Raw genomic sequence first — 24,564 nt, 5'->3', positions numbered from 1 at the left:
TTGTCTCACGGGCTCGTCACGGTCTCATGACCGTGGCGGCACTCAGTGTGAGAACCAGTCGACGAGGCGCGCGTTCACCTCCGCGGCGCGTTCCCACTGCACCCAGTGTCCGGCGTGTGCGATCTTCTCGAAGCGATAGTCGAGTCCCGGCAGCAGCGTGTCGACGAACGTCTCGGGGTGCGCTGCGGTGACGTCTTCGTCGCCCCAGATCAGCAGCGTGGGCGCGTCGACTTTCGCCAGCGTTTGCGCGAGTCCCTCGCCGAGCGAGGTTCCCTTGCTGCGAAAGCGCGTGCGGACGCAGGCGTCTTCGTAGATGGCCACGGCCGTTGCGTCGACACTCGCTTCATCGCACAACATGAAGGCGGCGAGATTGTCGCGGAGTGCATCACGCCGTGCCTCGGGCGTGGGCGCCGCGCGCCAGTTCTTCATCGGGCCATACTCGCGGCGTGCGCTGCCGTGACCGGCGCTGCCCAGCAGCGCGAGTCGACGAACCGGGCGGCGGCTTGCCAGCGTCGCGGCGACCAGTCCGCCGAAGGAAAAACCAGCGAGGTCGATCGCCGTCGTCGCGCCAAACACGCTATCCAGTGCGTCGGCCATGGCGTCGACGAGCAAGCGGAAGTCGGCATTGGACTCGGGATCGTCCGAATCGCCGTAACCGGGCATATCGGGCACCCAGACTTCGTGGCCGGCGGCGAGCGCTTCGATATTCGCCGCCCAGTGTTTCCAGGTGCCGTGGCCGCCGTGGAGCAGCACGAGCGGCGCACCATGGCCAAAGCGGCGGAAGGTGACTTGTGCCGACGATGGCAATTCAGCAGGGTGAACAGCGGCGAGACTTTCGAGGCGCGACAGGGGTTCTGGCTGATCGAGGCGAGGCGTTTGGGTCGGGTTCATTAGAAAATTTGTAGGGGCGACGACGAATTTTGTTACGTTGCACCGCAACATCGGGTCTGTATAATAGGGGTTTCTACCTACGCAATTACCCGAGAGGCCACCATGAACACCGCCACGACCGAATTCCGTACGCCCAGCACCTGGTTTGCCCGCTTCCGCGCTCATTGCGCTCACGCATGGGCCATTCACGTACGAACCTGCGAACTGATGGCCGAATCGCACCGCCGCCTGTTCTAAGTGCACTGCCTCATCTGCCTTAGCTGCTTCACTCCCGCCTCACTCCGCTTCCCCCGCCGCCCGGCTTGCCAGATGGTCGACCATCCGGCGCGCGGCGGGCTGCAGCGTTTCCAGATCCCGAAACACCACCACGAAGCGGCGTAACGCCCATGCATCGGTGAGCGGAATCGTCTCGATGTTAAAAATGCGCTGGTAGGCCTCACCCACTTCGAGGGGCACCACGCTGATCCCCAACTGCGCGGCCACCACGCGGAACGTCGCATCGAAACTGGACACGATCACGCGATAGGAAACCGTCTGCCCGACCCGTGCGGCCGCCCGCTGCAGCATCGTGTGCACGGCCGTGGACGGCGGCAGGCCGACGTGGTCGAAACCCAGCGTCTCTTCGAAGGCGACCGATTTCGCCCCCGCCAGCGGATGCCCCGGATACACCGCCAGCGCCAGCCGGTCTTGCCGGTAGCGGCGGAACTGCAGGCCGTCGAGATCCGCGTTGTCCCAGCACACGCCCACCGACGCCGCCCCCTCGCGCAACTGCCTGACCAGATCGACGGACTGGCGCTCTTCCACGTCCACGCGAATATTCCGATGATCCGGCTCGCGCATGAATGCCGCGATATCGTCGAGCAGCACTTCGGCGATGGCCGACGCCGTCGCGCACACATTCACGCTGCCGCGCAGCCCGCTGCCGAACGCCGCCACGTCGCTGGCAATCCGGTCCATCGTGAACAGGACGTTGCGGGCGTGCTCCAGCAGCATCACGCCGACCGGCGTCGGCTGCACGCCGCGACGTGAGCGCACCAGCAATGGCGTACCCAGATCGCTTTCGAGTTGCGCGATCCGCTTGCTGATGGCGGACGGTTCGATATGTTCCTCGTCCGCGGCGCGCCCCATGTTGCGATGCTCGCAGACCGTCACGAAAAGCCGCAAAGTCTTCAGGTCGATGTCCCGCATAGCCGTCTCCAACTTTCCTGGCTTTCCAGAATGGAATCTCAAAGGTTCCAAAATACCTCTTTATGGCATTCGCGGAAAGCCTAAAGTGACGCCATCGCCAGCGCGCCATGACTGGCGGGTATTCAGGAGACAGACATGCCCTCGTTCCCCCAGAACGTCGTGATCCGCGAAGTCGGTTTGCGCGACGGCCTCCAGAGCATCCAGACCACGCTCCCGACGGACCGCAAGATCGAATGGATCGCCGACGCCTACGCGGCGGGTCAGCGCGAAATCGAAGTCGGCTCGTTCGTGCCGCCCAGACTGCTGCCGCAACTCGCCGACACCGGCGAACTGGTCGCGTTCGCGAAAACGCTGCCGGGACTGCGCGTATCGGTGCTGATCCCCAATCTGAAAGGCGCCGAACGCGCGATCGACGCACAGGCCGACGTCATGCTGCTGCCGCTTTCCGCGAGCCACGCGCATAGCCTCGCGAATCTGCGCAAAACTCCCGACGAAGTGATCGCCGAAGTCGCGCGCATCCGCGCCGCGCGCGACGCGGCCGGCTCGAAGACGCTGATCGAAGGCGGTATCGGCACGGCTTTCGGCTGCACGATTCAGGGCGCGGTCGAGCACGCCGAGGTGCTGCGCTGCATGCAGGGTCTGCTCGATGCCGGCGCCGATCGCGTCAGCATCGCCGATACGGTCGGTTACGGCGGCCCCGCCGCCGTGCGCGAACTGTTCGGCGAAGCCCGCAAGATTGCCGGCGACAGGTTCTGGTGCGGCCACTTTCACGACACGCGCGGCCTGGCGCTCGCCAACGTGTTCGCCGCGCTCGAAACCGGCGTGGCGCGTTTCGACGCGACGCTGGCCGGCATCGGCGGCTGCCCGCATGCACCGGGCGCGAGCGGCAACGCGTCGAGCGAAGACCTCGCGTTCATGCTCGCCGATATGGGTATCGACACCGGCATCGATATTCCGCGTCTGCTGACGTTGCGCGCGAAGGTCGCGCAATGGCTCTCCGGCGAGACCCTGCACGGCGCTTTGTGGCTGTCGGGTTTGCCGAAGACTTTCGCCGCGCAGCCTGCGCCCGGCAACGCGAACGTGGATGCGAAAGCCACTCCGACCGCCTCCCCCAACGCCACACTCAACGCCACTCTCTCCGCCTGAGGTCGAGCATGAACAACCAGAAACCGCTTCCGCTTGCCGGCGTGCGCGTCATCGAATTCACGCACATGGTGATGGGCCCGACCTGCGGGATGATCCTCGCCGATCTCGGCGCCGAAGTGATCAAGATCGAGCCGCCGGGCGGCGACAAGACCCGCAAGCTGCCGGGTCTCGGCATCGGCTTTTTCCGCTCGTTCAATCGCAACAAGAAGAGCGTCGTGCTCGACATCACCACGCCGGACGGCCAGGCCGCCGCGGTCGAGCTGATCGGGCAGTGCGACGTGATGCTCGAGAATTTCCGTCCCGGCCTGATGACGAAACTCGGTCTGGACCACGAGACGCTGTCGAAGCTTTACCCGAAGCTGATCTACGTGTCGCACAAAGGCTTTCTGCCGGGCCCGTACGAAAAACGCCTCGCGCTCGACGAAGTCGTGCAGATGATGGGCGGCCTCTCGTACATGACCGGACCGGCGGGCCGGCCGTTGCGCGCGGGCACGTCGGTCAACGACATCATGGGCGGGATGTTCGGTGCGATCGGCGTGCTCGCCGCCTTGCGCGAGCGCGACATGACCGGCCTCGGCCAGGAAATCCAGAGTGCGCTGTTCGAGAACTGCGTGTTCCTGAGCTCGCAACACATGCAGCAATTTTCGATGACCCAGGAGGCGCCCCCGCCGATGCCCTCGCGCGTTTCGGCTTGGAGCGTCTACGACGTGTTCACGCTGGCCGGTGGCGAGCAACTGTTCATCGGCGCGGTGAGCGACAAGCAGTTCGTCACGCTGTGCGACGTGCTGGAGCGTCCCGACCTCGTCGACGAGCCGCGCTTCGCGAACAACGCGTTACGCGTGGCGGTGCGCCCCGACCTGCTCGCGTGTCTCGGTGAAATTCTCAAGGACCATCGCGCCGACGAACTGTCGCCGAAGCTCGAAGCGGCCGGCATTCCGTACGCACCGATCGTGCGCCCCGACCAGTTGCTCGACGACCCGCATCTGAAGGCGAGCGGCGGTCTGGTGCCGATGGACACCGAAGACGGTCCGACCGACGTCGTGCTGCTGCCGCTGCTGATGGGCGGTCGCCGCCCCGGCGTGCGCCAGGCGCTGGCCCGGGTCGGCGAGCATACCCAGGAGATTCTCGCCCGCCTGACCGGCCGCGCTGCGGCTTAAGCCTCGCGCTGGCCGCCGCGCTGGCCGCCGCGCTAGCCGCCGCGCTAGCCGCCGCGCCGTTCCCGAACACCACCGAAGCCCCTCGCCCGGCAATCAAAAACAACACTGCCGGCGATTCCACAAGGAGACAGTGATGCAACGCGTCATGACTACGGACACCTCGCCGCTCGCGACGCCCGATGCGCTCGAGCAGCGTCACCGGGCCGCGGCCCTATCCGCGCGAATGGACCGCTTACCGGCGACCCGGCATATCTGGATGCTGGTGTTCCTGATCTCGCTCGGGGGCTTTTTTGAAGTCTACGATCTGATCTTCACCGGCTATATCGCGCCGGGCATGGCCAAAAGCGGCCTGCTGCAAACCACCACGTCGTCGTTCTTCGGTTTTCACGGCATCGCGGGCTTTATCGCGGCGACCTTCGCGGGGCTGTTCGTCGGCACCTTCGGTTTTGGCTGGCTGCCGGATCGCTACGGCCGCCGTTCCGTCTTCACGTTTTCGTTGCTGTGGTACTCGGTAGGCTCGGCCATCATGGCGTTCCAGACCACGCCGGAAGGCGTGATTTTCTGGCGCTTCGTAACCGGCATCGGCGTGGGCATCGAGATCGTCACGATCGATAGCTACGTCACCGAGATCGTGCCGCAACACATGCGCGGTCGCACGATGGCATTCAACCAGATGGTGATGTTCGCCGCCGCACCGGTCGCCGCGATTCTTTCCTACTGGCTGGTGCCGACCACGCTGTTCGGCCTCGACGGCTGGCGCGTGGTGGTGCTGGTCGGTTCCATCGGCGCGTTGATCGTGTGGCTGATCCGCCGCCGCGTGCCGGAAAGCCCGCGCTGGCTCGCCTCGCATGGTCGCGAGGACGCGGCCGACCGCATCGTCGAAAAAATGGAAACGACCGCGGTGGCGGAGATCGGCCGCCCGTTGCCGCCGCCGGCCGCGACGGTCGAGCAGCCTGCGCATCGCCGCGCGTCGCTGGCCGAGTTGCTGCAAGAGCCCTACCGCTCGCGGCTGATCATGCTGATTGTTTTCAACTTCTGTCAGGCGATCGGCTATTACGGTTTCGCCAACTGGGTACCGACGCTACTGATCGGGCAAGGCGTCACCGTGACCAGGAGCCTGCTGTATTCGTTCGTAATCGCGATCGCGCTGCCGGTCGGACCGATGCTCGCAATGCTCTATGCCGACAAGGTGCAACGCAAATGGCTGATCGTCGGCGGCGCCTTCGCGGTGATCGTGTTCGGCCTGCTGTTCGCGCAGATGAAATCCGCGCCCTCTCTGATCGTGCTCGGCGTGCTGGTCAGCCTCGCGGGCCAGACCATCTCGGTGTGCTATCACGCGTATCAGGCGGAGCTGTTTCCGACCGCCGTGCGTTGCCGCGCGAACGGCATCGTGTATTCCGCAAGCCGCGTGGGCGCGATGATGTCGGGCTTCATCATCGCGTTCCTGTTGCGGGACTTCGGCGTGACCGGCGTGTTCACGGGCATTACGGTGTGCATGGCGGTGGTGATGATTTCGATCGGCGCGTTCGGTCCGAAAACCAACGGATTGCGCCTGGAAGAGATCAACCACTAAGGCATCCCGCGCGAAAGAGTGCGGGACAGCACGACACGGCACGACACAGGCCGACATGAGCGGGCCGCTGTGACGATCGGCGCCCGGCAGCGCGGCGCGAGACAGGATATCCTGCGGGGTTTGTATCCGGCCGGGAAATCCATCGTGACTGTTCTGCACTACATCTTCGATCCGCTGTGCGGCTGGTGCTACGCAGCGGCTCCGCTCGTCGCCGCGGCCCGCACGGTCCCAGGTCTCGCCGTGCAATTTCACGGCGGCGGCATGCTGACCGGCGACAACCGCAAATCGATTACACCCGAATGGCGCAATTACGTATTGCCGCATGACGAACGTATCGCGCAGTTGACGGGCCAGACTTTCGGCGAGGGTTACCGCAACGGCCTGCTGCGCGACTACGGCGCGCTGCTCGATTCTGAACCGCCCACCACCGCCGCGCTCGCCGCTGACGCGCTCGACGATCGCGGCCTCGACATGATTGCGCGCCTGCAACACGCGCATTACGTGGAAGGCCGGCGCATATCGGACCCCGAGATGCTGATCGCGCTCGGCGAGGAACTCGGGCTCGAAGCCGCCGCGTTCCGGCAATCGTTCGGCCGGCTGGCAGGCGCGGCGACTCGCGAACATATTGCCGACACGCGCCGCCTGCTCGCTCAGGCCGGTGGCCAGGGTTTCCCGACCTTCGTGCTGCAGCGGGTGGACGGCACGCGCACCACACTCGATACCGGTCGCTGGCTGGGTAAGCCAGAGCAATGGGCCGCGCATCTGCAACAGTCGATTCAGGAAACCAGCAGGAACTAAACACCCGGCACCGGTTCGATAAGAGAGTCTTTGCAGGCTTATCGAACTCGTTACCGGGAGCTTGAATGTCCAACACCCAACCAGGCATCATCGCCGTCGACAAGAAAGGCAAACAGGTCCTTTTTCTCGACCCGTCGACTTACGAAACCGTCGCGACGCTGCAGCATTTCCCGACCTTGCCGCATGAACTGGTGCTGTCGCCGGATGGCCGCACCGCTTATATCCCCGCGTATGGCGACGGCATTCACGGCGATAACCCGCATCCAAATCACGTCATCAGCGTCGTCGACCTCGTGCGCCGCGAACGTCTCGCCGACATCGACATCCGGCCGTTCGAATCGCCTCATACACTGCGCTTCGGTCCGGACGGCCTGCTGTATATCTGCTGCGAGAACGACAGCGCCGTGGTGATCGTCGACCCGAAGGCCGCGCGTGTCGCCGGCAACATTCCAACGGGGTCGAACAAAACGCACCGGCTCGCGGTGCTGCCAGGCAAGCAGCAGATCTGGACCGACAACGAAGAAGACGCCTCCATCACGGTGATCGATCTGACCAGGCGCTCGCGCATCGGTACCGTCGAATTGCCGCAGGCGATTGCGGGCATCGCCGCGTCGGCGGATGAAAAGTGGGTGGTGGCCACCAGCGCGGAAAGTCCGGTGCTGTTCGTGATCGATACGGAGCACGCGCGGCTCGAACGGACCATCGAGCTAGCCGGACACAGCAAAGGCTCGCAGGTGACGCGCTACGCGCCCGATGGCCGCACGCTGATCGTGATCGGCGACCACGAACCGGTTATCACCCTGTTCGACGCCGCGTTGCAAACGCAGAGGACCGTGCAGGTCGGCAACAAGCCGATGGATGCCGCGTTCAGCCCGGACGGTTCGACCGTACTGGTCGCCAACGAAGACGACGCCACCCTCAGCGTCGTCGACATCGGCACTGCCACCGTGCGGAAAACGGTGACGGCCGGCAAGGGTTGCGAAACCCTCGCTTATTTCTAACTGCGTCACCAGGCGCTCGTATTGTCCAGCCGTATTGGCCGTCCTTCGCGGGCGGACCGATAGAGCGCTTCCATCAGCACGTGATCGCGCAGGCCCTCTTCGCCCGGTGTCGCGATGGCGTGATCGTCTCTCACGCATTGCGCGAAGTGATCGATCTCCAGCGCGAACTGGTTCTTGAATTCGAGCCGCTGCTCTTCGACCGCTTCGATCTTGTCCTTGCGCCGCGCAATGCGCATGCGCTGACCTTTATACGCAAACGCGTTTTCCAGATCGATCCAGCCTTCCTCGAGACGGATGCGCATGTCCTTCGATTCATGCGCACCGTAACTCGATGCGCAATGCGCGATGGCGCCCGAAGGAAAACGCAGCGTGAACGCCATGGTTTCCTCGACCTCGCGGTAGCGATCGTCGTCGGCGGGATTGACGATCTGCGCGTAGACCTCGACGGGTTCTTCACCGAGCACGTGACGCGCGCCGTTCAGACAGTACAACCCGATATCGGGCAACGCGCCGCCGCCGGCAAGCGCGGCCTTCAGGCGCCATTGATCGCCGGGCCCTTGCGCCTGCGTGTTGGTCGCCTCGATGATGCGCGGCCGGCCCAGTTCACCCGATTGGACGAGTCGCGCGGCCTCGCTGTTAAACACCTCGAACTGGCAGCGATACGCGATCATCAGCTTGACGTGCGCGGCGGCGCACGCGTCGATCATGCGGCGCGCTTCGTCGGCGGTGTTGGCCATCGGCTTTTCGCACAGCACGTGTTTGCCGGCTTTGGCCGCCGCCGCCACATGCTGCGGATGCAAGCCATTCGGCGTGACCACGTACACGACCTGGATGTCCTCGTTGTCGGCCATTCGCGCGATGTCGTCGTAGCCGTAGATCGCGCTTTCGTCGATACCGTATTGCGCCGCGACGGCTTTAGCCTTCTCCGGGCTGCCGGATACGAGGCCCGCGAGACGGGCATGCGCGCACTGGCTGAACGCGGGCAGAATCTGTTCGAGCGACAGCCGCCCGAGTCCGGCGACCGCGAATCCCACCCGTTTCGCCGGCGGCGATGGCGCGGGCGGCGGTGCGGAAGGTTTGTCGGCCTCACCGCGCCAGTTCGGAAACTTTACGCGGCCTTCCTCGACGCTGCCTACGTCGATGCCAGCGGGACGCTGCCACTCGCCCGCAGCGGGTAACGTGGGGCCATCCGGCGTACCGGGACCCGTGACGGTGAACGAAGTCTTGTCATTCTCGGACACGATTGATTCCTCCATCAGGTAAAGATCGGTGAGCGGCGTCGTCGCCCTCACCTGCATGCGCCGACGTCGCCGTGAACAACGTCGTCACGACAGCACACGCGAAAGTGAACGAAGCCACGATGGCCAGCGCTCCCGTGTTGAAAAGCCGGTCGAGCAACGTGCCGAAGACCGCACCGACAACGAACGCGGCCCAGCGCGCGAGGCCGAGTGCGGCCGCGCCGTATTCGCCCTCGGCGAACTCGCGGCCTACGCGAATCAGATTGCCGGTAATGAACGTGACACCTGGCTCGTCGATGCGAACCTGGTTGATGGCGCCCATCGCGCAGGCAACGAGACAGGTGATGAGAAGGGAGTACTGATCGGCGACCAGCGCAACGGCAAGTGCTGAAGCGACACCCATCGACAGCGCAGTGAGAAATAGCACGAGCGCACCGCGCCAGGCCGGCAGACGGCTGCCGAGCCACGCGGCGACGGTGGTGGAAACCAGAAAGCAGGCGATCACGCCGAGCAACGGCCCGGCTTTCCCCCACGCGCCATTCACCAGCGACTGCCCAAGCTTGGTCGAGTTGCCGGTCATATACACCGCGAGCAGATCCTTGCTGTGGAGCATGATCTGCGCGTCGACGCTGCCGGCAATGGCGAGCAGCACGAGCACCGGCAATGCGGAGCGGGCGAGCGATTTCGCGGACTGCGCGAGCGGGGAAAATCGCGAGGGCATGACGAGGCTCCGTGACGATGCGAAAGGTGGTGTACGACGCTCGACCACCCTGTTGCATGTCACGTGGCAGGAAGCGACCTCTCGATGAGGCCGCAAAACGGATGCCCGCCCCGCTTCGCGCTTTGCGACGAACCGGTATTCCGGCTTACTGCTGCACGCCCCAGCGTCTGACGGTAACGCGTTCGAGCGTATCGAACACCAGATGTTCGACAAGCAGGCCGATCACGATGACCGCGGCCAGCCCGGCGAACACGCGGTCCGTGTACAACTCGTTGCGGTTCTGAAAAATGTACCAGCCCAGACCGCCGCTGCCAGAACTGGCGCCGAACACGAGTTCGGCGGCGATCAGCGTGCGCCATGCGAAGGCCCAGCCCACGCGCAGGCCGGCCAGGATCGACGGCAATGCGGCAGGCACCAGAATCAGCAGCACATGACGCAAGCCCGTGAGCCCGTAATTGCGTCCGGTCATGCGCAGCGTCGCCGGCACCGACTGAAAGCCGGAGTACGTGTTCAGCGCCAGCGGCCACAATACCGAGTGCACCAGCACGAACAGCAGGCTGCCAGTCCCCAGTCCGAACCACAACAACGCGAGCGGCAGCAACGCGATGGACGGCAAGGGATTGAACATGGCGGTCAGCATCGACAGCAGATCGCGGCCGATTCGCGTCGACACCGCCAGCGACGTCAACACGAAAGCGAGCGCCGCACCGAGCATATAGCCGCGCAGCAGCACCGACATCGACACAGCGGTTTTCTGCAGCAACTCGCCGGACCAGATGCCCTGCACGAACGCGCTCAAGGTCGCGCCGAAGGTGGGCAGCAACAGGTCGTTGTCGACAAGCCGTGCGGCGATCTCCCAACCGGCGATCAGCACCAGCGCGATCAGCGTCTTGCGCAGCCAGCTTTGCCCGGCGATACGCTTCGCGAGCGGCAGCGGCACTTCCAGCGCGAGTTCACCGAGCGGTGCGAGCGGACGCTCGTATTCTTCGCGAACCGGCGGTAATGGCCGGGCCTTCGTAGCGGGCGTACTCATTGCGCGGCCTCGGTCTCATTGAACAGCAGTTCATGAATGCGCGCGACGCTGCGCTGAAAATCGACACGGCCGGAGCTGTCATGGCCATATTGATGACTGTTGAGTTCGGCGCGCACGCGGCCCGGATGCGGCGACAACAGCAGAATGCGGTTGCCGATCACCAGCGCTTCCTCGATCGAATGCGTGACGAACAGCAGCGTGAAGTTGTCCTCTTCCCAAAGCCGCAGCAGTTCTTCCTGCATCTTGCGACGCGTGAGCGCGTCGAGCGCCGCAAACGGTTCGTCCATCAGCAGCACACGCGGTTGCATGGCGAGCGCGCGCGCAATCGCGACGCGCTGCTTCATGCCGCCCGACAGCGTATGCGGATAGGCATCGGCAAACGCCGTCAACCCGACCTTCTCCAGATAATGCAGCGCACGTTCGCGCGCCTCTGCGCGCGACAGTTTGCGCGCGACGCGCAGCGGGAACGCGACGTTCTGCAGCACCGTCTTCCACGGCGGCAACTGGTCGAACTCCTGGAATACGACGATGCGATCGGCGCCTGGCCCGCGCACCGTCTGCCCGTCGATGGAGATGCTGCCCGCGCTCGGCTGGATGAACCCCGCCACCGCCTTGAGCAAGGTGGATTTGCCGCAGCCCGATGGGCCGAGCAGCACGAAACGGTCGCCGCCGTAGACGTCGAAACTGACGTCGTGGGTTGCACGAACAATGCGCTCGCGCGTGCGGTATTCGAGGCTGACGTTCTCGACCGCGAGCAGGCGCTCGCTGGTCACGGCGTCCGGTCCCGCGCCGGTTTGCACCAGTCGTTCGGAAAACACGTGCGTGGGGTTGGCGGCCATGGCTGGGTTCCCGGTAAGCGGACGGTCCGTATCGGCGATTAGTGTCATGCTCAGCTGCCGTTGGCCGTCGCCGGATCGTCGAAGAAATAATCTTTCCACGACTTCGGTTCGTTCCTGATTGCGCCGACGCGATACATGAATTGCGCAAGTCCAAAGGTGTTCTGCGGCGTGATCTTGAACTGCACCTGCGGGTTCTGGATCACCTTCAGCAACAGCGCGCGATCGATCTTCGACTGGTTCGTGCGGATGTAAATATCCGCGGCGCCTTGTGGATTCGCGGTGATGTACTGCGCTGCGTCGGCCAGTGCGTCGACGAACGCGCGATAGGTTTTCGGATTGTCGTTACGGAATTTCCCGGTGGCGTACAGCACCGTTGCCGAACTCGGACCGCCCAGCACGTCGTAGGAATTCAGCACGATATGCGCCTTCGGATTGCCCGCCAGTTCCTGCTCCTGAAACGGCGGATTACCGAAATGGCCAGTAATCTCCGTGTGTCCCGCGATGATCGCCGCGGTCGCATCGGGATGCGGCAGTGCCTGGGTGAACGGGTCGAGCCGGTTATATTCCTTGTCCCCCCAGCGCTTCGCGGCGGCATACTGCAACACGCGCGACTGCACGGACACGTTGACCGCCGGCACCGCAATGCGGTCTTTGGCGGTGAAGTCGGCAATCGTTTTCACGTTCGGATCGTTACTGACGAGGTAGTACGGCAGATTGCCGAGCGAAGCCACGCCCTTCACGTTCTGCCGGCCATGCGTGCGGTCCCAGATGGTCAGCAAGGGGCCGACGCCTGCACCGGCAATATCCACCGCGCCAGACAGCAACGCGTCGTTCACCGCGGCGCCGCCCGAGAGCTTGACCCAGTCCACCTTGATATCGAGCCCCTGCTTGTGGCCTTCCTTCTCGACGAACTGCTGCTCACGCGCGACGTTCAGCAGCAGATAGACCACCCCGTATTGCTCCGCGATGCGAATCTGCCCTTCGGCGTGGGCCGGCACGGCAGCACCGAGGCCGGCGGCGGCAGTCGACAGCGCGAGCAACGTCGCGCCTGCGCGGCGAACGAAGGACGACCGCGCAGCGGTCGGGCGAAACATAACGGGCATGGAAGCTCCAGTCTGCGAATGAGCGGGTGGGAAGTCAGGCGGACGACGTTGCGCTCAGAACGGCACGTCGCCTTCAATGGTCGTGCGATATAGCTTGCGGCGCAGATGATCGGGCGTGCCGGCCGCGAGATGCATCAGCGAGCGGTTGTCCCAGAACACCATGTCGTGCTCGGCCCAGCGATGCCGGTACAGATGCTCGGGCCGCACGCTGTGCGCGAACAGTTCGTCGAGCAGCGACTGGCTTTCGTCTTCGGGCAGACCGATGATCCGGGTCGTGAAATGCTCGCTGACGAACAACGCCTTGCGACCGGTTTCCGGATGCGTGCGCACGACCGGATGCACGACCGCCTTCACCTGCGCGACCTGTTCGGCGGAAAGGTTCGGCCGCCATGGGCTGCGCTTCTGCAATTCGGCGTATTTCGCGAGATACGTGTGTTCGGCGCTCTTGCCTTCCACCGCGCTGCGCAGATGCGCGGGCAACGTGTCCCACGCGAGGTGCATGTTGGCGAACAGCGTATCGCCGCCTTCCGCGGGCAACTCCTGCGCATGCAGCAGCGAGCCGAGGCTCGGCTTTTCCTTGTACGACAGATCGGAATGCCAGAAGTAACCGGCGTCGCCCAGACCGATCGGCTTGCCGTTCTCAACGATGTTCGAGACGATCAGCACTTCGGGATGACCCTGCAACTGGAACTGATGCAGCACGTGAATCTGCAGCGGACCGAAGCGGCGGCTAAAGGCAATCTGTTGATCCGGCGTGATGCGCTGATCGCGAAACACCAGCACGTGGTGATCCAGATGCGCGCGGCGAATCTGCGCGAACGTCTGCTGGTCGAGCGGCTGGCTCAGATCGAGCCCCAGCACTTCCGCGCCCACCGGCGCGTCGAAGGCGCGGATTTCGAGGGGCGAAGCCGGACCGGCGCTTGCGGCGGGGTCGGCGGCGGGATTAGCAGCGGCGGCGGCAAAAGCACTGGTCACGGGACACTCTTCGTCGAAAAAGTTCGGAGACGCCGGCAAAGGCGCTATTCAATCCGACGAATTTACCGGGGCCCGCGCACAAGAACAACGAAGCAAATCCGATACTGATATCTGCTGGAGTGATAAACCGGATGCTGGAGCGCGTGAGCGGTTGAGGCGAACGCGCGGCCGGCTTACGATCCGCCGAACCAGTTATAACCCTGGTCGACCCAATACCCGCCGGGAAAGGTGTTGGTGACGAAAATCTCCATGATGTGCTTGGGATTCTTGTAGCCGAGCTTGGTGGGCATACGGAGTTTCATCGGGTAACCATACTGCGCGGGCAAACGCTCGCCGTCGAACGACAACGTCAACAGCGTCTGCGGATGCAGCGCGGTCGGCATGTCGATGCTTTCGTAGTAATCGTCTGCACATTTAAAGCCGACGTATTTCGCCGACGTATCCGCCCCCACCCGCGTCAGGAACTCCCGGAACGTCGTGCCGCCCCAGCGGCCGATTGCGCTCCAGCCTTCGACGCAGATATGGCGCGTGATCTGTTCGGTCTTCGGCAACGCGTCCAGATCGGCGAGCGTCCAGTCCTTCCGGTCGCGCACCAGGCCGCCCACTTTCAGCCGGAAATCCCGGCCATCGACATGCGGCACGTCGGCGATGCCGTAGAACGCATTGAACGGAAAGGGACGCGTAATCTGCGCCTCGGTATACGTCGGCGCGAGACGGTTCGGATCGAAGAGCCAGCCTTGCACGCTGTCGTTCAGTCTCGATACCCGCGCGAGGAAGGTTTCGACCGATTTGTCGTCCGACAGGCTGCAACCGGTCAGCATCGCAAGACCGCCGAGCGTGAGGATGCGTTTTCCGAACAGACGCCGCGACGGCATGTCGAGCTCGCGTCGCACATCGATACCGAGCGAGTGACGGTCGATGTTCGACCGTGGAGATTTGATTGGCTTCATGTTCGTTCTCTCCGGTTAGCGGCCACGAATCATCGTAAGCAGGGAACGCGGCACCAGCGCCACCATCGTCACGTGAATCACGATGAAGCCGGCCAGCAACGCCATCGCGCAGAAGTGAACCACGCGGGCGCGGTCGTAGCCGCCCATCGCTTCGCGCAGCAGCGGAAACTGCACGGACTTCCAGATCGCGAGACCCGAAACGATCAGCAGTGCAATGTCGAGCATCACGAACAGGTACGCGAATTTCTGCACCGCGTTGTAGCGGCTCGGGTCCGCATGAGACAGATGCCCTTTGAGTGCGTCGCGCAAGTCGCGCAGAATCGCGCGCGGCGACAGCGGAAAGAATCTGGAGCGGATGCGGCCGGTCACCACGTTCATCGCCAGATAAAACAGCGCGGTGAAGAACAGCAACCACATGGCCGCGAAATGCCATTGCAGCGCGCCGCCGAGCCAGCCGCCGAGGGTGATGCCAGGCGGAATGCGAAAACTCGCGAACACGGGCGACGCATCGTAGATTCGCCATCCCGAGAGCATCATCAGCACCACGGCCAGCGCATTGAGCCAGTGCGCGACGCGTACCCATACGGGTTGAATCGGGCGCGGAACGTGGGGCATGCCGGGGACGCCGGGGACGTGGCTCTCCCCGGCGGGTCGGTCAATTGCATTCATGTGGGATCTCCGTCGAACCGTCGCGGCAGCGGTGCGTTCGCGCGCCGACGCGTGAACGCACCTCGCGTTTTATTGACTCATCGCGTCGCCTTTTTTCATCGCGTCGGATTTCATCTTGCCGTCCTTGCTCATGGTGTCTTTGGACATCGTGCCCTTCGCCATCGAGTCGTGACTCGCGCCGTCCTTCGACATCGTGCCTTTGGCCATCGAGTCGTGGCTCATCGTGTCTTTCGACATCGCGTCGTTGGACATCGCGCCGCTCGCCTGCGCGAACACCGAGCCCACGTTGACCAGCAAGGCTGCGCTTACTGCTACGATTGCAATGCGTTTCATGACAACTCCTTGAATGTTGTGAGTCGAATCAGCGAAGACTTTTTTTGTCAGCTGGCGATGCGTCGTTATTGCGCATCTATGAGGTAGTTCGCCACGCAGGTCGAAACGGTTACAGCGCACCTGAATTTTTTTTCGCGCGGCTATCAGTACCCGGAAACACCTCTACAATCCGACCCGCCGCACCGGCGCGATGAAATAAACTGCGTTCCCCTGTAACCGGCGCCCCCGATGAAGCGAATTACCGATATCACTGCAGCGCAGGCCAAGGAGTTGCAGCTTCGCGAGCTGTTCCTGCGCGGACTGGATGGCGATAGCGCGGCATACCGGCGTTTTCTCGCCGAGCTGGGTCCGCATCTGCGAGGTTTCCTGCGGCGGCGGCTTCACGACAATGCGTCCGATGTCGAGGATCTCGTGCAGGAAATACTGCTGGCCGTTCACAATGCAAAGCACACGTATCGCGCGGAAGAACCGCTGACCGCGTGGATTCACGCGATTGCGCGCTACAAGCTGACCGATTACTTCCGCGCCCGCTCACGGCACGAAGCGCTCAACGATCCGCTCGACGATGCCGCCGACCTGCTCGCCGCACCCGATCTCGAACCGGAGCAGGCCAGGCGCGATGTCGGCAAGCTGCTCGAACAGCTACCCGAGCGCCAGCGTCTACCCATCGTCCACGTGAAGCTCGAAGGACGCTCGGTGACGGAAACGGCGCAGTTGACGGGCCTGTCGGAGTCGGCCGTGAAAATCGGCGTACACCGCGGCCTCAAGGCATTAGCCGCAAAGATTCGGGGATCGCGATGAACACGGATGACTTCATTTCGCTGCTGGCAACCGGCGTCGCCCCGGTAGACCGCCACGCGCTCACGAAACGCTTCGCCATCGCCGTGCTGACCGGCGCAGTCGGCGCGACGTTGATCATGGCCATGCTGCTCGGCTTTCGCCACGATCTCGCGGACGTTGCGCTCACACCCATCTTCTGGTCGAAGATCGCCTTGCCCTTGTGTCTGCTAATCGGCTCGCTATGGATGTCGACGCGGCTCGCGCGCCCGGGTGGCCGCGCGGGTGGCAGCCGCTGGTGGATTGCCGCGCCGGTCGTAGCGGTGTGGCTGGCAGGCGCATTCGTGCTGATGAACGCGCCCGACGGTGCGCGGCTCGCCATCGTGCTGGGCCGCACCTGGCGCGTTTGCCCGTTTGCTATAGCGTTGCTGTCGGTGCCCGGTTTTATCGCCGTGTTCTGGGCACTCAGAGGTTTGGCGCCGACCCGGCTGGCGTTGTCCGGCGCAATCGGCGGACTGCTGGCCGGGTCCACGGCGACCCTCGCGTACTGCCTGCATTGCCCCGAAATGGGCATTCCGTTCTGGGGCACGTGGTACCTGCTCGGCATGCTGGTGCCGACGGTGATCGGCGCGTTGCTGGGGCCCAGGGTTTTACGTTGGTGAGGCCGTGATCAGCATCGACATCTCCACGTCCTGCGCGAACGGCACCGACAGATACCTGCCGCCGGTGCGCACCCGCGCGAGATATTCCTCGCTCCAGTCCGCGTTATCGGCGATCACGATCGCGCCGGCGCGCAAGCGCGGTTCGAGCAGTTCGAGAATCCGCGGGTAAAGCGCTTTCGCGCCGTCCAGCAGCACCAGATCGATCTGCTCGGGCAATTCCCCGGCGAGGGTCTGCGTCGCATCGCCCTCGCGAATCTCCACCAGATCGGCCAGGCCGGCCCGCTCGATAGTGCCGCGCGCCTGCCTCACCTTACCAGCCTCGAACTCGGTACTGATGAGCCGGCCACCGCCGTTATCGCGCAACGCCGCCGCGAGGTGCAATGTCGAAACGCCGAACGACGTACCGAACTCGACGATCGAACGGGCCTTCATGGAGCGCGCCAGCATATAGAGCAGCGTGCCGGTCTCGCGCGAGACGGCGAGGTGGAACTCTTTAGCGCGTTCATAGAACGGCCGGAAATCGGCAGCGCGGGCGCTTGCCATCAACGCGTCGCGTTCGGCGGCCGGCAGCATGCTCAGGGTTTGCCGGAGCGTAGCGCTGGTTGCGTCGGCCTCGGTAAAAAGCTGCTGCAACACCGTGGAAACCGGGGCTTGGGTGAGAGTAGTCGAAGTCGAGGTCATCACAATCCTGAGTGTCTGGGCGTGTCCCGCGAATGAGGAAACGCATGCAGATAGAATACGAATAGTTCGTCGCATTTTCTATTCGCATTCCCGGACGCCCTTCGAGAAGAATCCATGAAAACCCGTGAAACCCCGGTTGTATCGGTCCGCAAACGCCCGCAACAGGCGCGCTCCGCGCAACTCGTCGAAGACATTCTGGAAGCCGCTATTCGCGTTTTGACGCGTGAAGGCGCACGCCGCTTCACGGCCGCACGCGTCGCCGAAGCGGCCGGCGTCAGCGTGGGGTCGCTGTATCAGTACTTCCCGAACAAGGAGGCGATCCTGTTTCGCTTGCAGACCGACGAGTGGACACGCACGCGTGCGCTGCTCGAAAGCGTTCTGTTCGATACGAGCCGCTCGCCGGCCGATCGCCTGCGTCTGACGGTGCGCGAATTCTTCCGCTCGGAATACGAGGAAGCCGACTTTCGCCTCGCGCTCGACGACGCCGCGCCGCTGTATCGCGACTCGCCGGAAGCGCCGGCGCATCAGAAGGAAGTCAGGAAACGCGCACTCGCGTTCATGAAAGAAGCGCTGCCGGATCTCGCGCCGAAGAAGCGCGCGTTCGCGGCCAACGTGATGATGACGACGCTCGCCACGCTCGGCGAACAGGTCTCGAACGAAGCGCGCTCGAAAGAGGATGTGGATGCGTGGGCGCAGGCAATCGGCGACATGCTGTGCGCGTATATCGACAAGCTCGCCGTGACCGGCTGAGCGGTCACGGCGTCCACGTTGAAACGGGCCGAACGATCGAGCTTAAGTCGCGACTTTCAGCAATACGGGATCGTTGCGATACAACTCCGGAAACAGGCGCTTCAGCCCATTCACCTTCGGCATATCGTTGATGGCGATATACGGATAATCCGGATGCAGCGCGAGGAAATTCTGGTGATACGCCTCCGCCGGGTAAAAGCCCTTGAAGTCTTCCACCCGTGTGACGATAGGCGCCGGGAACACGTGGGCCTTGTCGAGTTGCGCGATATACGCCTGCGCGACACCGCGTTGCTGGGCGTTCTGCGGGAAGATGGCCGAGCGATATTGCGTGCCGTGATCGGGGCCCTGGTAATTCAACTCGGTCGGGTCCTGCACGACCGAAAAGAATATCTGCAGCAGTCGGCCATAGGTGATTTGCGTCGGGTCGTAGGTGATCTGCACCGACTCCGCGTGCCCCGATTCCCCTTCGCTCACGGTTTCGTATTGCGCAGTGGTAGCCGCCCCGCCGCTATAACCCGAGGCGACCTGCTTCACGCCGCGCACGTGTTCGAACACGCCCTGCACGCCCCAGAAACAGCCGCCCGCGAAGACCGCGGTTTCGCTGTGCACGGCGCCCGCCTGCTCGTCCTGCGCGGGCGCGGGCACCTTCACGGTGGTCTCGGCCGAATTCGCGAAGCGTTGCACGGCGAACACGCTCGCCGCAATCGCGACACATCCCGCGAGTCTGGTTACAACCGAACGCTTGCCGAGCTTCGGCCGGTGAGCAGAATTCGTATGCATGATGTCCGTCCTTCAAAAAATGGGTGAATGACTGCGAGCGGTCCGCCGGATTCTTCCGATCAGCCGAACGTGAAGGCAAACGCCTGCACGCCCGGGTCCAGAAACTCGATGGAGAACGTGCGATCGGCAACCGCTCCGGTCTGCCGCACGAGTTGATAAAGACGCTGCTCCGTGACCGTGCCGCTGCCGTCGGCCGCCACGTCCGTTCCGTGCGCTGCGCCGGGTGCTGCGCCATCCACGCTGACCCGGAAGCGCACCGGCTTGCCGTCCGCGCCCGGACCGAGCACGAGGTGCAGGTCGCGAGCATGAAAGCGATAGACGATGCGCCCGGATGCCGCCGCCAGCGTCGCATGTTCGGCGCCCACGCGCCACGTGCCGGCGAGGCCCCAATCGTTCACGTCCGGCTGCGACGGTGCTGCGTAAGTGTGCAGCTTATCCTGCGCCTCGCCGCCCGGCGACGCGAAATTTTCTGCGCGCGGATAGCCGATGTAGGTTTCCGGCGATTGCATGTCGGCGTTGTCCGCCGCGGCCTCCACGCCTTGCGCGCCGGAACCGCTCGGGCTGCCCGCGCCGCCCATACCGAGCGCGATCTTCGACGCGCCCTCGTGCCCGGCTTCGGCCAGCAACTGCTGAATGACTTTTTCCGATTCCGCGTAGTCGCCTTCGCCGAAATGGTGATATCGGATCTGCCCTTTCGCGTCGACGAAATAATGCGCCGGCCAATACTGATTGTTCAGCGAGCGCCAGATCGCGTAGTTGTTGTCGATCGCAACCGGATAGTCGACGCCGAGGTCGTGCGTGGCTTTCTTCACGTTGTCGATATTGCGTTCGAACGCGAACTCGGGTGCATGCACGCCGATCACCACGAGCCCCTGGTCCTTGTACTTCTGCGCCCACGCTTTCACGTAGGGCAGCGATCGCAGGCAATTGATGCAGGAGTAGGTCCAGAAATCGATCAGCACGACCTTGCCGCGCAGGCCCTGTACCGTCAGCGGCGGCGAATTCAGCCATTGGACTGCGCCGTCCAGCGTCGGCAGAACACCCTCCACGGGCAGCGAGGCGGGTTGCGCGGGCAAGGTCTGCACGGCGCGCATCATCGCGCCGGATTGCTCTGGCTCGCTAGCGGGATTGGCGCTCATCATCGCGCAGCCCACGCTGTTGTTCGCGCTGTTGGCCACGCTGTTGCCCACGCTGCTACCTGCGCTATTTGCGGCCAGCGAAGGGCTAGCCGGCGACGCACCGGGCGAAAGCCGGTCGACCAGTTTCTGTTCGAGCCCGCCGGTCGCAACCGTCGAGACGCGCGCCAGCACACCGGTATCGAGTCCGAGCGCGATTGCCACGACGCCCGCCAGCATTGCGACGCCAATACTGCGGCGAATCCATTCGCCCGCGCCCAGCGACCGCTTCATGGCCGTGAACACCCGCCCGCCGATCAGCAAGGCCACCGCCAGCGAGGTCGCCGCGCCCGCCGCATACGCGGCCAGCAGCAAGGTGGTGCCGACGCTCGCACCGCGCAAGGCCGCGCCGGTCAGCACGAGGCCGAGAATCGGGCCGGCGCAAGGCGCCCACAGCAGGCCGGTGGCAATACCCAACAGAAACGACGAACCGATCGACCCCTGCTGTTCGCCGCCCTGCGCGAAGTTCGACAGACGATTGCCCGCACTCACCAGCGGCCGCATCAGATGATCGGCGAAGCGCGGCAGCAGCAGCGTCAGTCCGAAGACGGCGAGCAGCACGATCGCCACCCAGCGCCCGTACTGGTTCGCCTGCGTGACCCAGCCGCCGCCTACCGCGGCAAGTGTCGCGACCAGTGCGAACGTGAGCGCCATGCCGGCCAGCAGCGGCAGGCCGCTGCGCACGAAGGGCTTATCCGCACGGGCAAAGACGAACGGCAAAACCGGCAGGATGCACGGGCTGAGAATCGTGAGAGCGCCGCCAAGATAAGCGAGAACGATGAGTAACATGTCGGTTCGGGGCGTGGTTGCCGGTGAATGAAGTCGGGAAGAAATCGGCCGGATGCGGGCTCAGCCGGCGGCGGGTCGGAAATTCATGGCCACGCCGTTCATGCAGTAGCGCAGGCCCGTGGGTTCCGGCCCGTCGTCGAACACATGGCCGATATGGCCGCCGCAACGCCGGCAGTGCACTTCCGTGCGCGTCACGCCGAACGAGCGGTCCGTGCGCGTGGCCACCGCATGCTCGAGCGGCGCCCAGAAGCTCGGCCAGCCGGTCCGGCTGTCGAACTTCGTGCGCGACGCGAAGAGGTCGAGCCGGCATCCGGCGCAGCCGAACACGCCCGCGCGGTGCTCGTCGTTCAGCGGGCTGGTGTACGGCCGCTCGGTGCCTTCGTGACGCAGCACCAGATACTGCGACGGCGTCAGCATCTGGCGCCACTGATCGTCGGTATGGGTGACTTCAAAGGTTTCGGCAGGCTGACCGGTGTCGCCCAATACCGCCGCCATCGGCCGCCGCTGACCGACGGCCGCAACGGCCGCGATGGCCGCTGCGCCTGCAAACAGGAAGCGCCTTCTGCTTCGCATGTTGTTCTCCTCGATAGGATTCTGCGGAAAGTGCGCCTATCTTGGGGCACCGAGCATGTCCAAGTCCTCACGGAAAGTTAAATTAAACGTGATAACTTCCAGCCCGAAAATTTTGCACAATGGCGTCATCGCGCGAGGGGGCCGTCTTTACCGCAGCGCCTTCTTGCGGCAACACTGACCGAGTCACCATGGACCCACTGAAGCGCATCCTCATCGTCGAAGACGACATCGACATCGCCAATCTGCTGAGCCTGCATCTGCGCGACGAGCGCTATGAAGTCGTGCACAGCGCCGACGGCAACGAGGGCCTGCGGCTGCTCGAGCAAGGCGACTGGGACGCGCTGATTCTCGACCTGATGCTGCCTGGCGTCGACGGCCTCGAAATCTGCCGGCGAGCCCGCGCGATGACGCGTTACACGCCGATCATCATCACCAGCGCGCGTTCCAGCGAAGTGCACCGCATTCTCGGCCTCGAACTCGGCGCCGACGACTATCTGGCCAAGCCGTTCTCGGTGCTCGAACTGGTGGCGCGCGTCAAAGCCTTGCTGCGGCGCGTCGAAGCCATGGCGAAGAACTCCCGCATCGACGCGGGCAGTTTGCGGGTCGCCGGTGTGTCGATCGATCCGTTGACGCGCGAAGCGTCAGTCGACGGTCGCGCCATCGAACTGACGCCGCGCGAATTCGACCTGCTGTACTACTTCGCGCAGCATCCGGGCAAGGTGTTCTCGCGCATGGACCTGCTCAATGCCGTATGGGGCTATCAGCACGAAGGCTACGAACACACGGTGAACACCCATATCAACCGGCTGCGCGCGAAGATCGAAGCCGACCCGGCGCAACCCGAGCGCATTCTGACCGTCTGGGGCCGCGGCTACAAACTGGCGACGCCGTCCGATAAACCCACGGCAGGCACGACCAGCAAGGACGCGTCGTGACGCTGACACTGACCCAACGGCTCTCGCTCGTCTTCTCCGCCCTGCTGCTGGCGTGCTGCGGCGCGTCGGCCATGCTGCAGATCCGTTCGAGCGATCTGCACGAGAAGGAAGTCGTGCAGAACCTCTCGAAGAATCTCGCGGACCATATCGCCCATCGCACCACGTTGATGGATGCGAACGGCCTGCGCCCCGACGCGGTCCGGCAACTGTTCGGCCAGTTGATGATGGTCAACCCGAGCGTCGAGGTGTATCTGCTCGACAACCAGGGGCGCATTCAGGGCGACGATGCACCGGCCGGTCACGTCAAGCGCGCGCAGGTGGACCTCACGCCGATCCGCCAGTTCATCGCGGGCAACGCGTTGCCGATCGTCGGCGACGACCCGCGCAGCGTGGACGGCAAGAAGGTGTTCAGCGCCGCGCCGCTGCAATTGAGCGGACAGGCGCCGTCCGGTTATATCTACGTGGTGCTGCTCGGCGAAGAACACGACGCGCTCGCGGCGCGGGTCGCGGCCAGTTCGGTATTGCGCACGACGTTGTGGTCGATGGCGCTGGTGGCCTTGCTGGGGTTACTGGCCGGTTTGACGGCGTTCGGTCTGATCACGCGGCCGTTGCGGCGCCTGACCGACGCCATGCGCCGCTTCGACGCCGATGGCGAACCCGACACCCAACCGGCCGTGCCGCGCTCGGCCGCCGCCGGGCAGCGCGACGAAATCGCGGTGCTGGAAACGACGTTCGCGCAGATGGCCAATCGCATCGGCGAACAATGGCGGGCCTTGACGCGTCAGGATCAGCAGCGCCGCGAGTTGATTGCCAACATCTCGCACGATCTGCGTACGCCATTGACTTCGCTGCACGGTTACCTGGAAACGCTGTCGCTCAAGTCGGAAACGTTGAGCGACGCCGAGCGCAAACGCTATCTTGCGATCGCGCTCGCGCAAAGCCTGAAGGTGGGACGGCTCGCGCAATCGCTATTCGAACTGGCGCGGCTCGAGCACGGCAACGTGCAACTCGCGCTCGAACGGTTCTCGCTGGTCGACGTGGTGCAGGACGTTTTCCAGAAATTCGAATTGCCGGCCGAGGCGCGGCAGATCGAACTGCGCGCCGGCATTCCGCCGCGCCTGCCGAATGTCTACGCCGATCTCGGCATGATCGAGCGCGTGCTGACCAATCTGCTCGACAACGCGATCCGTCATACACCCGCGGGCGGCCATATCGATGTCGATCTGGCGTTGCAGGACGGCAAGGTCGAGGTCACCGTCAGCGACACCGGCTCCGGCATTTCCCCCGCGCAGCGCGAAGCGCTGTTCGAGCGGCCGTTCAGTGCAAGCGGCGCGCATCGCGGCGGCGGTCTCGGCTTGCTGATCGTGCGGCGCATGCTGCAGTTGCACGACAGCCGCATACGGCTGGTCGAGCGCGACGCGACCGGCAAGGCAGGAACAATAGACACGCCCGGCGCGACCTTCCGCTTCGAATTGCCGACCGGCGACAGACAGGCGACTCAGCTTCCCGGCAACGCGTAGGCCTTCATTGCCGCGTCGTCACCGACGACGAAGGTCGCGCCCGCATCCCCTTCATGTTCGGCCCACACCACGCCGAGATGCCGCATCCTTTCTCTCCGCTATATCCCCTTGAATATAACGAGCGACAGCGCGCGCATCTACGGTGCAATCCGGTCGGCGTATGTGTCATAAAGACGACAATCAGCTTCGATACCGTTTACCAGAACATGACCAGTCGCTATATTCCGTAAGCTATAACGGATTGGACGTAACAACTCCTGCAAGGAATCCTGTAAAAAGCCGCGAGTTCGCCGGTGTCGGAAACACT

26 protein-coding genes are annotated in these 24,564 nt (G+C 64.0%); 11 read left to right on the top strand and 15 right to left on the bottom strand.

Going from position 1 to position 24,564, the window contains the following annotated elements:
* Window positions 1–42: 42 nt before the first annotated feature.
* On the bottom strand, window positions 43–891 hold the full coding sequence (locus FQ746_RS33650) for an alpha/beta fold hydrolase (protein WP_144114127.1): 849 nt from the start codon (window positions 889–891) through the stop codon (window positions 43–45).
* 102 nt (window positions 892–993) lie between these two features.
* Between FQ746_RS33650 and FQ746_RS35450 the strand changes: the two genes are divergently transcribed.
* The gene (locus FQ746_RS35450) at window positions 994–1,128 is read left to right on the top strand and encodes a hypothetical protein (protein ID WP_260854261.1); all 135 of its coding nucleotides are present in this window, start codon (window positions 994–996) and stop codon (window positions 1,126–1,128) included.
* A gap of 39 nt (window positions 1,129–1,167) precedes the next feature.
* On the opposite strand, the gene FQ746_RS33645 is transcribed toward FQ746_RS35450, so the two are convergent.
* A complete protein-coding gene (locus FQ746_RS33645; RefSeq protein WP_144114126.1) occupies window positions 1,168–2,079 on the bottom strand; it encodes a LysR family transcriptional regulator in 912 nt (303 codons plus the stop codon).
* A gap of 135 nt (window positions 2,080–2,214) precedes the next feature.
* Between FQ746_RS33645 and FQ746_RS33640 the strand changes: the two genes are divergently transcribed.
* The 5 genes from FQ746_RS33640 (at window position 2,215) to FQ746_RS33620 (ending at window position 7,754) form a co-directional block, all read left to right on the top strand.
* Window positions 2,215–3,225: a hydroxymethylglutaryl-CoA lyase gene (locus FQ746_RS33640; RefSeq protein ID WP_144114125.1), complete on the top strand. Its 1,011-nt coding sequence runs from the start codon at window positions 2,215–2,217 to the stop codon at window positions 3,223–3,225.
* An 8-nt stretch (window positions 3,226–3,233) separates the two neighbouring features.
* A complete protein-coding gene (locus tag FQ746_RS33635; protein ID WP_144114124.1) occupies window positions 3,234–4,382 on the top strand; it encodes a CaiB/BaiF CoA transferase family protein in 1,149 nt (382 codons plus the stop codon).
* Between the two features lie 133 nt (window positions 4,383–4,515).
* The gene (locus FQ746_RS33630) at window positions 4,516–5,955 is read left to right on the top strand and encodes an MFS transporter (RefSeq protein ID WP_144114123.1); all 1,440 of its coding nucleotides are present in this window, start codon (window positions 4,516–4,518) and stop codon (window positions 5,953–5,955) included.
* A gap of 144 nt (window positions 5,956–6,099) precedes the next feature.
* Entirely contained in the window at window positions 6,100–6,753 is a 654-nt protein-coding gene (locus FQ746_RS33625) for a DsbA family protein (RefSeq protein WP_144114122.1), read from the top strand.
* Window positions 6,754–6,818: 65 nt separating this feature from the next.
* Entirely contained in the window at window positions 6,819–7,754 is a 936-nt protein-coding gene (locus FQ746_RS33620) for a YncE family protein (protein ID WP_144114121.1), read from the top strand.
* Window positions 7,755–7,759: 5 nt separating this feature from the next.
* Here FQ746_RS33620 and FQ746_RS33615 read toward each other — a convergent pair whose 3' ends face one another.
* The 9 genes from FQ746_RS33615 to FQ746_RS33575 all read right to left on the bottom strand — a co-directional run bounded on the left by FQ746_RS33615 (window position 7,760) and on the right by FQ746_RS33575 (window position 15,615).
* Entirely contained in the window at window positions 7,760–8,995 is a 1,236-nt protein-coding gene (locus tag FQ746_RS33615) for a Gfo/Idh/MocA family protein (RefSeq protein ID WP_222105914.1), read from the bottom strand.
* Window positions 8,982–9,713: a YoaK family protein gene (locus tag FQ746_RS33610; RefSeq protein WP_144114119.1), complete on the bottom strand. Its 732-nt coding sequence runs from the start codon at window positions 9,711–9,713 to the stop codon at window positions 8,982–8,984. Before FQ746_RS33610 ends, FQ746_RS33615 begins: the two co-directional genes overlap by 14 nt.
* A gap of 145 nt (window positions 9,714–9,858) precedes the next feature.
* The gene (locus FQ746_RS33605) at window positions 9,859–10,746 is read right to left on the bottom strand and encodes an ABC transporter permease (RefSeq protein WP_144114118.1); all 888 of its coding nucleotides are present in this window, start codon (window positions 10,744–10,746) and stop codon (window positions 9,859–9,861) included.
* A complete protein-coding gene (locus tag FQ746_RS33600; protein ID WP_144114117.1) occupies window positions 10,743–11,585 on the bottom strand; it encodes an ABC transporter ATP-binding protein in 843 nt (280 codons plus the stop codon). Before FQ746_RS33600 ends, FQ746_RS33605 begins: the two co-directional genes overlap by 4 nt.
* Before the next feature lie 50 nt (window positions 11,586–11,635).
* Window positions 11,636–12,688 (bottom strand): ABC transporter substrate-binding protein, encoded by a 1,053-nt coding sequence (locus FQ746_RS33595; protein WP_144114116.1) that lies wholly within the window; start codon window positions 12,686–12,688, stop codon window positions 11,636–11,638.
* 54 nt (window positions 12,689–12,742) lie between these two features.
* A complete protein-coding gene (locus FQ746_RS33590) occupies window positions 12,743–13,663 on the bottom strand; it encodes a TauD/TfdA dioxygenase family protein (RefSeq protein ID WP_144114115.1) in 921 nt (306 codons plus the stop codon).
* 173 nt (window positions 13,664–13,836) lie between these two features.
* Complete coding sequence (locus tag FQ746_RS33585; protein ID WP_144114114.1) at window positions 13,837–14,613, bottom strand: molybdopterin-dependent oxidoreductase; 777 nt, start codon at window positions 14,611–14,613, stop codon at window positions 13,837–13,839.
* Between the two features lie 15 nt (window positions 14,614–14,628).
* Window positions 14,629–15,228 (bottom strand): cytochrome b/b6 domain-containing protein, encoded by a 600-nt coding sequence (locus FQ746_RS33580; protein WP_144114293.1) that lies wholly within the window; start codon window positions 15,226–15,228, stop codon window positions 14,629–14,631.
* A 123-nt stretch (window positions 15,229–15,351) separates the two neighbouring features.
* Window positions 15,352–15,615, bottom strand: a complete 264-nt coding sequence (locus FQ746_RS33575; protein WP_144114113.1) for a pentapeptide MXKDX repeat protein — start codon at window positions 15,613–15,615, stop codon at window positions 15,352–15,354.
* Window positions 15,616–15,843: 228 nt separating this feature from the next.
* On the opposite strand from FQ746_RS33575, the gene FQ746_RS33570 reads away from it, so the two are divergent.
* Both FQ746_RS33570 and FQ746_RS33565 read left to right on the top strand, forming a co-directional pair.
* A complete protein-coding gene (locus FQ746_RS33570) occupies window positions 15,844–16,416 on the top strand; it encodes a sigma-70 family RNA polymerase sigma factor (protein ID WP_144114112.1) in 573 nt (190 codons plus the stop codon).
* Window positions 16,413–17,054 carry a DUF1109 domain-containing protein gene (locus tag FQ746_RS33565; RefSeq protein ID WP_144114111.1) on the top strand — a complete coding sequence of 214 codons (642 nt, stop codon included), beginning with the start codon at window positions 16,413–16,415 and terminating at the stop codon, window positions 17,052–17,054. Before FQ746_RS33570 ends, FQ746_RS33565 begins: the two co-directional genes overlap by 4 nt.
* On the opposite strand, the gene FQ746_RS33560 is transcribed toward FQ746_RS33565, so the two are convergent.
* On the bottom strand, window positions 17,043–17,735 hold the full coding sequence (locus FQ746_RS33560; RefSeq protein ID WP_144114110.1) for an O-methyltransferase: 693 nt from the start codon (window positions 17,733–17,735) through the stop codon (window positions 17,043–17,045). The two genes, FQ746_RS33565 and FQ746_RS33560, sit on opposite strands and share 12 nt — an antisense overlap.
* A gap of 114 nt (window positions 17,736–17,849) precedes the next feature.
* On the opposite strand from FQ746_RS33560, the gene FQ746_RS33555 reads away from it, so the two are divergent.
* Window positions 17,850–18,485 carry a TetR family transcriptional regulator gene (locus FQ746_RS33555; RefSeq protein ID WP_144114109.1) on the top strand — a complete coding sequence of 212 codons (636 nt, stop codon included), beginning with the start codon at window positions 17,850–17,852 and terminating at the stop codon, window positions 18,483–18,485.
* Between the two features lie 42 nt (window positions 18,486–18,527).
* Here the strand turns inward: FQ746_RS33555 and msrA are convergent, their stop codons facing one another.
* From msrA to msrB, 3 genes are read right to left on the bottom strand one after another with little or no spacing between them, the layout of a single operon-like run.
* On the bottom strand, window positions 18,528–19,265 hold the full coding sequence (msrA, locus tag FQ746_RS33550) for a peptide-methionine (S)-S-oxide reductase MsrA (protein ID WP_144114108.1): 738 nt from the start codon (window positions 19,263–19,265) through the stop codon (window positions 18,528–18,530).
* Between the two features lie 59 nt (window positions 19,266–19,324).
* Window positions 19,325–21,229 (bottom strand): cytochrome c biogenesis protein DipZ, encoded by a 1,905-nt coding sequence (locus tag FQ746_RS33545; RefSeq protein WP_144114107.1) that lies wholly within the window; start codon window positions 21,227–21,229, stop codon window positions 19,325–19,327.
* Window positions 21,230–21,289: 60 nt separating this feature from the next.
* A complete protein-coding gene (msrB, locus tag FQ746_RS33540) occupies window positions 21,290–21,802 on the bottom strand; it encodes a peptide-methionine (R)-S-oxide reductase MsrB (protein WP_144114106.1) in 513 nt (170 codons plus the stop codon).
* 188 nt (window positions 21,803–21,990) lie between these two features.
* On the opposite strand from msrB, the gene FQ746_RS33535 reads away from it, so the two are divergent.
* Together FQ746_RS33535 and FQ746_RS33530 are read left to right on the top strand one after the other, a co-directional pair.
* The gene (locus tag FQ746_RS33535) at window positions 21,991–22,737 is read left to right on the top strand and encodes a response regulator transcription factor (RefSeq protein WP_144114105.1); all 747 of its coding nucleotides are present in this window, start codon (window positions 21,991–21,993) and stop codon (window positions 22,735–22,737) included.
* Window positions 22,734–24,257, top strand: coding sequence for a sensor histidine kinase (locus FQ746_RS33530; RefSeq protein ID WP_144114104.1), 1,524 nt, complete (start codon window positions 22,734–22,736; stop codon window positions 24,255–24,257). The genes FQ746_RS33535 and FQ746_RS33530 overlap by 4 nt, the downstream gene beginning before the upstream one ends.
* Window positions 24,258–24,564: the final 307 nt, after the last annotated feature.

Origin of the sequence: Paraburkholderia sp. BCC1886, assembly GCF_900996245.1 — a bacterium.
In the GTDB taxonomy this organism is placed as follows: Bacteria; Pseudomonadota; Gammaproteobacteria; order Burkholderiales; family Burkholderiaceae; genus Paraburkholderia.
Note: the sequence above shows the minus strand (reverse complement) of the source record. Positions and strands in the feature narration are given on the sequence as shown.